Origin of the sequence: Pseudomonas sp. C5pp (assembly GCF_000814065.1) — a bacterium.
Classification (GTDB): Bacteria; Pseudomonadota; Gammaproteobacteria; order Pseudomonadales; family Pseudomonadaceae; genus Aquipseudomonas; species Aquipseudomonas asiatica.
This window is the reverse complement of the sequence record NZ_JWLN01000069.1, coordinates 1-8,183: the sequence shown is the minus strand read 5'-3', so window position 1 is coordinate 8,183 and position 8,183 is coordinate 1. Positions and strand designations below refer to the sequence as shown.

The following is an 8,183-nucleotide window of genomic DNA, read 5'->3' as shown; positions in this document are numbered from 1 at the left end:
TGCGCTGACTTGTGTCTGGAGATTACTGAAAGAGGCCGAAGACGGTTCTACTGAGAAATTGCCTTCGGCCATAGAATCTCCCACAGGTACTGCGCAGAGCTCAAGGATTACAGCGATCCTGTGGGAGCGGGTTTACCCGCGAAGAGGCCAGTGCAGGCAGTAAAGAAATCAGCTGGTGATCAACCGCTCGCGCAGCTGGGCAATCTCGTCGCGCAATTGCGCCGCGGCCTCGAACTCCAGGTCGCGGGCGAACTGCATCATCTTCTCTTCCAGCTGCTTGATGCGCTTGGTGATCTCGCCCGGCGTACGCAGCTCGGCCTCGTAACGGGCACTCTCCTCCGCAGCCTTGGCCATGCCCTTGCGCTTTTTGCTGCGCGCGCCGGGCACGGTGGCGCCTTCCATGATATCGGTGATGTCCTTGACCACACCTTTGGGCACGATGCCATTGGCCAGGTTGAAGGCGATCTGCTTCTCGCGACGACGCTCGGTCTCGTCGATGGCGCGCTGCATGGAACCGGTGATGTTGTCGGCATACAGGATGGCCCGGCCATTGAGGTTACGCGCAGCACGGCCGATGGTCTGGATCAGTGAGCGCTCGGAGCGCAGGAAACCTTCCTTGTCGGCATCGAGGATCGCCACCAGCGACACCTCGGGCATGTCCAGGCCCTCACGCAGCAGGTTGATGCCCACCAGCACGTCGAAGGTACCCAGGCGCAGGTCGCGGATGATCTCCACCCGCTCGACGGTGTCGATGTCCGAGTGCAGGTAACGCACTCGCACATCGTGGTCGGCCAGGTAGTCGGTGAGGTCTTCGGCCATGCGCTTGGTCAACGTGGTGGCCAGCACCCGCTCGCCCTGTGCCACGCGCTTGCGGATTTCCGACAGCAGGTCATCCACCTGGGTAAGCGCCGGGCGTACTTCCACCTGTGGGTCGACCAGGCCGGTGGGTCGCACTACCTGCTCTACCACGCGCCCGGCGTGCTCGGCCTCATAGGGGCCCGGGGTGGCGGATACGAAGATGGTCTGCGGGCTGACGTCCTCCCACTCGTCGAAACGCATCGGCCGGTTGTCCAGCGCCGAAGGCAGGCGGAAGCCGTACTCGACCAGGGTTTCCTTGCGCGAGCGGTCGCCCTTGTACATGGCGCCGACCTGCGGAACGCTGACGTGGGATTCGTCGATCACCAGCAGCGCATCGGGCGGCAGGTAGTCGTACAGGGTGGGCGGCGGCGCCCCGGCCGGGCGCCCGGACAGGTAGCGCGAGTAGTTCTCGATGCCGTTGCAGTAGCCCAGCTCCAGGATCATCTCCAGATCGAAGCGGGTGCGTTGCTCCAGGCGCTGGGCCTCGACCAGCTTGTTGGCCTTCTGTAGGTACTCCAGGCGGTCCTTGAGCTCTTCCTTGATGCCTTCCACCGCCTCCAGCAGGGTTTCCCGCGGGGTGACGTAGTGGCTCTTGGGGTAGAAGGTGAAACGCGGCAGTTTGCGGAAGACCTCGCCGGTCAACGGGTCAAAGGCTGCGATGTTCTCCACCTCGTCATCGAACAGTTCGATGCGGATGGCCTCGAGGTCCGATTCGGCCGGGAAGATGTCGATCACATCGCCGCGCACGCGGAAGGTGGCGCGGGCAAAGTCCATCTCGTTGCGGGTGTATTGCAGGTCGGCCAGGCGGCGCAGCAGCGCGCGCTGGTCGAGCTTGTCGCCGCGGTCCACGTGCAGGACCATTTTCAGGTAGGTCTCGGGGCTGCCCAGGCCGTAGATGCACGACACGGTGGTGACGATGATCGCGTCACGCCGCTCCAGCAATGCCTTGGTCGCCGACAGGCGCATCTGCTCGATGTGGTCGTTGATCGAAGCGTCCTTCTCGATGAAGGTGTCGGACGACGGTACGTAGGCTTCAGGCTGGTAGTAGTCGTAGTAGGAAACGAAGTACTCCACCGCATTGTTGGGGAAGAACGCCTTGAATTCGCCATAAAGCTGCGCGGCCAGGGTCTTGTTCGGCGCAAGCACCAGGGTAGGCCGCTGCACCTGCTGAATGACGTTGGCGATGCTGAAGGTCTTGCCCGACCCAGTCACCCCGAGCAGCGTCTGGTGCGACAGCCCCGCCTCGATGCCTTCGACCATCTGGCGGATGGCCTCGGGCTGGTCGCCGGCTGGCTGGAAACGGGTGACGAGCTGGAACTCGGACATGACGGACCTCGCGGTGTTGCAGCAACTGTAAATTTAGCCAGTAGTCTATACCCAAATGCGCCCGCCGGGGGGCGCTTTCAAGGCACAGCTGTGAGCGCCTGTTACGGTGGACCGGGCAATTAGACCAATGGTCGAAAAATATTTGCGCAAATGACCTGAAAAGCGATGCCGGACTGTCGCGGTGACCGGTCGGTATCACTATACTGACTCCCCGTTTGTGCACCGCTTCAGTGCATTCGGGCTGGAGCGTGTACGTCCTATCACACTCCAATCAGAGCCAAGGTAACAATGAGCCTGTTTTCCGCTGTCGAGCTGGCACCCCGCGACCCTATTCTGGGCCTCAACGAAGCATTCAACGCCGACCCACGTACCGACAAGGTCAACCTGGGCGTGGGCGTGTACTGCAATGAGGAAGGCCGCATTCCGCTGCTGCGCGCCGTGATCGAAGCCGAGACCCAGCGTGCCGCCCAGCACGCCTCGCGCGGCTACCTGCCGATCGACGGTATCGCCACCTACGACCAGGCTGTACAAAAGCTGCTGTTCGGCGCCGAGTCGCCACTGCTGGCCGCTGGCCGCGTGGTTACCGTGCAGGCCGTCGGCGGTACCGGCGCACTGAAGATTGGCGCCGACTTCCTCAAGCGTGTGTCGCCAAACGCCGTGGTTGCCATCAGCGACCCGAGCTGGGAAAACCACCGTGCGCTGTTCGAATCGGCCGGCTTCCCGGTGCAGAACTACCGCTACTACGACGCGCCGACCAACGACGTCAACCGCGCCGGCATGCTCGAAGACCTGAACAACCTGCCGTCCGGCTCGATCGTGGTGCTGCACGCCTGCTGCCACAACCCGACCGGCGTCGACCTGAACCTGGACGACTGGAAAAACGTCCTGGAAGTGGTCAAGGCCAAGGGCCACGTGCCATTCCTCGACATGGCCTACCAGGGCTTCGGTGACGGCATCGCCGAAGACGCCTTCGCCGTGCGCCTGTTCGCCGAGTCGGGCCTGGAGTTCTTCGTGTCCAGCTCGTTCTCCAAGTCGTTCTCGCTGTACGGCGAGCGCGTCGGTGCGCTGTCGATCGTCACCGCCTCCAAGGACGAGAGCACCCGCGTGCTGTCGCAGGTCAAGCGCGTGATCCGCACCACCTACTCCAACCCGCCGACCCACGGTGCAACCATCGTTGCCACCGTGCTGAACAGCGCCGAACTGCGCCAGATGTGGGAAACCGAGCTGGCCGAAATGCGCGAGCGCATCCACGGCATGCGCAAGCAGATGGTTTCGCTGCTGGCCGAATATGGCGCCAACCGCGACTTCAGCTTCGTTGGCCGCCAGGTTGGCATGTTCTCGTACTCGGGCCTGACCGTCGAACAGGTCGCCCGCCTGAAGAACGAGTTCGGCATCTATGCGCTGGACACCGGCCGCATCGCCGTGGCCGCGCTGAACCAGAGCAACATCCACGTAGTGACCAAAGCTATCGTGCAGGTGCTGTAACTCATTGTTTTGCCTAGGGGTGGCTTGACTTCCCCTGGGCAATCAGTAAGATACGCACAGATTCCGCGATAGCTCAGTCGGTAGAGCAAATGACTGTTAATCATTGGGTCCCTGGTTCGAGTCCAGGTCGCGGAGCCAAAATTTGAAAACCTCCAGATGCGCAAGCACTGGAGGTTTTTTGTTGCACTTATCCCCTCATGCCAGCGCACGGCTGCTGTATCGTCCGAGATCCCTCGACGAGCACAGGCAAGCATGAAAGCCAACGATTTCACCCAGAACGCTCAGCAAGCGGTAGCAATCGCCGCCAACCAGGCCCTCCTGGCAAGCCGACAAGCAACGTTCGCCGTGGGTGGCTGCATCATCGAAAATGCCACTGGCAAGGTACTGATCGCCCTGCACAACCGCGTGCTGGAGCCCTCTGCCAGCCAGGCGCAACCCGCATTCAGGCTTCACGACCCAACGGGGCATGGTGAGCGCCGGCTGGTCGACTGGTATTTCGACAACCAGCAGCGCCTTGCCCTGCCGCCCACGCATGAACTGACCGTCATCACCACGCTCGACCCCTGCGCCATGTGCGCAGGCGCCTTGCTGACTGCCGGCTTCAATGTTGCGGTAAGTGCGCTCGACACCTTTGCCGGCATCAATCATGACGGCCGTTTCGAATTCCCCGGCCTGCCGGCCGCACTTCGTCTGCGCGCGCAAGCCACGTGGGGCTACTATGCTGTCGGCAGCCCTTTTGATCGCGACTATGCCGGGCCGCCGCAAGGGCCGGTCTACGCTGGCGAACGCATCGACGCCGCAACGATGTGCCTTACCCGTTCGTTGTTCGAGGCCAGCGTGAACCACGTGCACGACGAAAGCAGCAACGCCGGCCTCCCGCCATCTGCCCTGAAAGACCCGATCACCCTACCCAACCGGAGCCTGGTACGCCAGGCCCTGGCGGGCTTGAGCCCATGGAGCCTGCGCAGCAAAAGTGCAGACCCTCGCCTGCCCGGGATCGAACTGGCCGAGCCATTGGTCGACACAGCTCTCGCGGCTGATACGTGCAATGCCGTAGCCTTGCTGGACCCATTCGGCAATCTGCTGGCCTGCCTGGGCGGTGACGAAACGCGCTCCCCCATTCGCACTGCGTTCATGGAGACCACTCGCAGCTACGCCGCGTTGCGCTGGAACCTGATGAACCATGACGACCCACTGGTCCGCGACGAAGCACACCAGCATCTCACCCACCCCCGTTACTGCACATTCGTCCTGCTCCGTTTTCCGGACCCGGCCGGCAGCGAGGCGGTCATGACCCTTGGCGCGTATGGCTCCACCATGGAACGGCACACCGCGCCGTCCTTCCCCTCAAGCCTGCAATATGTATCGCTGCCAACAGGCTGCACTGCCAAGGATGTTGCTCGACTGGCGCAAAATCTGCCGCCGTTCTACACGAGCAACGTGCAGGTCGCGCCTTGCCAGGTACTGGACCCGGACCTGATGCAGGAAGTTACAACCCGGCTGGGGCAGGCTCAGCGCTCCGAGCCTGCTGCCGGATAGGGCAATGTGACCGCACTGCCTTCATCCACCAGGCTCCAGACCAGCAACTTGGCTGACTGCTTCTGACTGGCGTTGCGTGACACGCTGTGCACGGTACCCGGGGCTTCGTACCAGTATTCACCGGCCTTGTAGGTTTTCTCCGGCTCGTTATCGAGCTTCGATACCACTGCCCCTTCCAGCACGTAGGCCATCACTGCGCCCGGGTGCTGATGCGCGGGTGATGCCTGGCCGGGGGCGTAGCTGACGGTGAGCATCACGGCGCTCTTGCCGGGGGCGTTCGAGGGTTGTTGCTGCTGCAGGACCTTGACCTGGTCGGCAGCGTCGCCGTGCGCCCAGGCGGGGGTTTGAGCGGCGAACAGGGCGAGAAGGATGATGCTAAAGGGTTTCATGGAGGCTTCTCCTGGATGGCAATTGCCTGCAGGTTAGGCCTGTGGGGCAGAGAGACAAATGGCCAATTCGGGGAAAAACCAAGAGGCCGATCATTGCCTGTGCCGTCCTCTTCGCGGGCCCGCTCCCACAGGTACGGCGCAGTCCCTGAAGCCTCCAGAAAACCCTGTGGGATCGGGCGATCCCGCGAGAAGGCCGGTGCAGGCACCAGATATCTCAGCTGCTACGCCCGATCGGATAAAACTCACCGTGGCTCCAGACCCCAAGCCACTCTTCCCCGTCGATCTCACGCGGCACCGCCAGCTCTACCAACTGGTAGAACACATTGCGATGAATCAGCGCCTCGAGGTTGCTGCGTATCAGCACATACGGCGATGGCTCCTGCGTGACCGGGTCGATCACCACGCGCAGCGGGTTGGCCGGCCCGGCTTCGACCTGGTCCTCGACATTGCTGGTGAAGCGCAGCACCTGCTGCTCACCCTCACCTTCCACATCCAACGCCACAGCCACGAACGGCGCATCGTCGACGCGGATGCCCACCTTCTCTACCGGGGTAATCAGGAAGTAGTCATCGCCATCGCGGCGGATGATGGTGGAAAACAGCCGCACCATCGGCTTGCGACCGATCGGCGTTCCCAGGTAATACCAGGTGCCATCACGGGCGATGCGCATGTCGATGTCACCGCAGAAGTCCGGGTTCCACAGATGCACCGGCGGCAGGCCCTTGGCCTTGGGAATCTGCGCCAGAAGATCATTGGCCTTGCCGGAATCGCTCATCACGCTTGCCTCATTCACTCACACCCAGAAGGCTACGAGCGTACTCGCGCATCGGCGCGCCAAGCAAATCCTCCGGGGTTTTATCGTGGAACGTCAACAAACCGCCACGGCTCTTGATACGTGCAGTGTCGATCAGGTAGCGGGTGCTGGTTTCGATGAGCATCATCTGCACCACGCCGGTGTCCCAGCCCAGGCGGTCGACCGCTTGTTCGTCATACCACTCGTCGCCATTGCCGATACGGTCGTCGGTGCGCGCGAAGCGGGTGTACAGCACGTAGTCGGCACCCACCGAACGCGCCTGGGCGATGGCCTCTTCCAGGCCCAGTGGCCCTTGGGCGCGCCGTACCAGCGGGAAATATTCGACGAAGCTCTTGTAGGCCTGCTCGGCCACCGCGTTCTGCCGCGGCACCGGTCCCTTGCCCGGAGGCACGAACGCGCCCTGGCCGATGAAGATGAACGAATCGGGCTGCAGGCGGATCGACAGGGTGCGACGGGTATCGCTGTGGTCCAGCAGACCGGCATCGCTCATGTGATAACGGACGCCCTCGCCCATATCGCTGACATTCATGCAACCGCCCAACGCCATCAGCGCCAGCAGCAAAACCAGGCTACGCATCTTTCCTCCAGTGGCCGGCGACGAAAAACCGGCGAATAGCTGGCGGATGCAGCTTTTGCGCCAGCTTCAGCCGCCAATCACCTTCATCACCATCACATCGCCGGAGAACGCCAGGTCCTGCTTGTCTGCCAAGGCCTTTACCAGCAAGCGCTGCAGCGCCGGCAGCGCCTGATGGCGCGGTTTTTCCAGAAGGTCGCCGACGAAATGGCGATTGCCCGACGACAGGCAGCCATGCAGCCAGCCCGTGGAGGACAGGCGCAGCCGCGAGCAGGTGCGGCAGAACGGTACGCTTTCGTTGGCGATCACGCCGAAGTGGCCTTTGCCGGGCACCTGATAACGCAAGGCAGTGGCGTCCAGCGGCGCATCGACCTGAACGTAGGCATGCTTGCCAGCAATCAGTGCGAGCAGTTGGTCGAGGCCGACGAACTGCTGCAGGAAGACGTTTTGGTCACGGGCCAGGTGGCCCATGCGCATGAGCTCGATGAAGCGCAGTTCGAAGCCGCGCTCAAGGCAGTAATCCAGCAGCGGCAGCACCTGATCGAGGTTGTGCCCGCGCATCGGCACCATGTTCACCTTGATCTGCATGCCCATGGCGCTGGCCCGCTCCATGCCCGCCAGCACGCTGGCCAGGTCGCCGCCCCGGGCAATACGGCGGAACGCCTGAGGCTCGAGGGTGTCGAGGGAAACGTTCAATCGGCGGATACCTGCCGCCTGCAACTGGGGCAACTTGCGCGCCAGCAACTGGCCATTGGTAGTCATCGAGATATCGTCAAGGTCGAGCTTGGCCACGGCGGCCAGGAAAGCATCCAGGCGCGGACTGACCAATGGCTCACCGCCAGTGATGCGCAAGCGTTCGATGCCGGCGGCTTCGATCAGGTAGGCCACGCCACGAGCCAGGGCCTCCGCCGACAGTTCGTCCTGTGCTGCCACCAGGCGCTTGCCGTCTGGCACGCAGTAGGTGCAGGCATAGTTACAGGCAGCCGTCAGGCTGACGCGCAGGTTGCGAAAACGCCTGCCTTGACGATCGACGATCATGAATGACTCCGGCATGGATGATGGGGGCTGGCAAAACCTGACTCATAAATCAGGTTTTTGCAAGCCCTGCACATCGCCGAAATAGGTAGGAGCAGCCTTGTGCTGCGAAAGGGCCGGTACAGCCATGCAGATGTGTGCTGGCTGTACCGGCCCCTTTCGC

At 62.6% G+C, this 8,183-nt stretch carries 7 protein-coding genes and 1 tRNA gene; 3 read left to right on the top strand and 5 right to left on the bottom strand.

Annotation, left to right across the window (positions count from 1 at the left end):
- Positions 1-168: 168 nt before the first annotated feature.
- Positions 169-2,184, bottom strand: a complete 2,016-nt coding sequence (gene uvrB / locus RR51_RS28155; RefSeq protein ID WP_039615454.1) for an excinuclease ABC subunit UvrB — start codon at positions 2,182-2,184, stop codon at positions 169-171.
- 288 nt (positions 2,185-2,472) lie between these two features.
- Between uvrB and RR51_RS28150 the strand changes: the two genes are divergently transcribed.
- The 3 genes from RR51_RS28150 to RR51_RS28140 all read left to right on the top strand — a co-directional run bounded on the left by RR51_RS28150 (position 2,473) and on the right by RR51_RS28140 (position 5,208).
- The gene (locus tag RR51_RS28150) at positions 2,473-3,669 is read left to right on the top strand and encodes an amino acid aminotransferase (protein ID WP_013971589.1); all 1,197 of its coding nucleotides are present in this window, start codon (positions 2,473-2,475) and stop codon (positions 3,667-3,669) included.
- A gap of 62 nt (positions 3,670-3,731) precedes the next feature.
- Positions 3,732-3,807: transfer RNA gene (locus RR51_RS28145), tRNA-Asn, on the top strand.
- Between the two features lie 114 nt (positions 3,808-3,921).
- Positions 3,922-5,208, top strand: a complete 1,287-nt coding sequence (locus tag RR51_RS28140; RefSeq protein WP_039615453.1) for a cytosine deaminase — start codon at positions 3,922-3,924, stop codon at positions 5,206-5,208.
- On the opposite strand, the gene RR51_RS28135 is transcribed toward RR51_RS28140, so the two are convergent.
- The 4 genes from RR51_RS28135 to RR51_RS28120 all read right to left on the bottom strand — a co-directional run bounded on the left by RR51_RS28135 (position 5,181) and on the right by RR51_RS28120 (position 8,023).
- On the bottom strand, positions 5,181-5,597 hold the full coding sequence (locus tag RR51_RS28135) for a cupin domain-containing protein (protein WP_039615452.1): 417 nt from the start codon (positions 5,595-5,597) through the stop codon (positions 5,181-5,183). The genes RR51_RS28140 and RR51_RS28135 overlap by 28 nt on opposite strands.
- A 214-nt stretch (positions 5,598-5,811) precedes the next feature.
- Positions 5,812-6,372, bottom strand: a complete 561-nt coding sequence (locus tag RR51_RS28130) for a DUF1285 domain-containing protein (protein WP_039615451.1) — start codon at positions 6,370-6,372, stop codon at positions 5,812-5,814.
- A 10-nt stretch (positions 6,373-6,382) separates the two neighbouring features.
- Entirely contained in the window at positions 6,383-6,988 is a 606-nt protein-coding gene (locus RR51_RS28125; protein ID WP_013971585.1) for a DUF4823 domain-containing protein, read from the bottom strand.
- Between the two features lie 66 nt (positions 6,989-7,054).
- Positions 7,055-8,023, bottom strand: a complete 969-nt coding sequence (locus RR51_RS28120) for a GTP 3',8-cyclase MoaA (protein ID WP_039615450.1) — start codon at positions 8,021-8,023, stop codon at positions 7,055-7,057.
- Positions 8,024-8,183: the final 160 nt, after the last annotated feature.

Coding starts and splice junctions, on each gene's coding strand:
- RR51_RS28120 (WP_039615450.1), bottom strand. CDS start 8,023: ATGATCGTCGATCGTCAAGGCAGGCGTTTTCGCAACCTGCGCGTCAGC.
- RR51_RS28135 (WP_039615452.1), bottom strand. CDS start 5,597: ATGAAACCCTTTAGCATCATCCTTCTCGCCCTGTTCGCCGCTCAAACC.
- RR51_RS28130 (WP_039615451.1), bottom strand. CDS start 6,372: ATGAGCGATTCCGGCAAGGCCAATGATCTTCTGGCGCAGATTCCCAAG.
- uvrB (WP_039615454.1), bottom strand. CDS start 2,184: ATGTCCGAGTTCCAGCTCGTCACCCGTTTCCAGCCAGCCGGCGACCAG.
- RR51_RS28140 (WP_039615453.1), top strand. CDS start 3,922: ATGAAAGCCAACGATTTCACCCAGAACGCTCAGCAAGCGGTAGCAATC.
- RR51_RS28125 (WP_013971585.1), bottom strand. CDS start 6,988: ATGCGTAGCCTGGTTTTGCTGCTGGCGCTGATGGCGTTGGGCGGTTGC.
- RR51_RS28150 (WP_013971589.1), top strand. CDS start 2,473: ATGAGCCTGTTTTCCGCTGTCGAGCTGGCACCCCGCGACCCTATTCTG.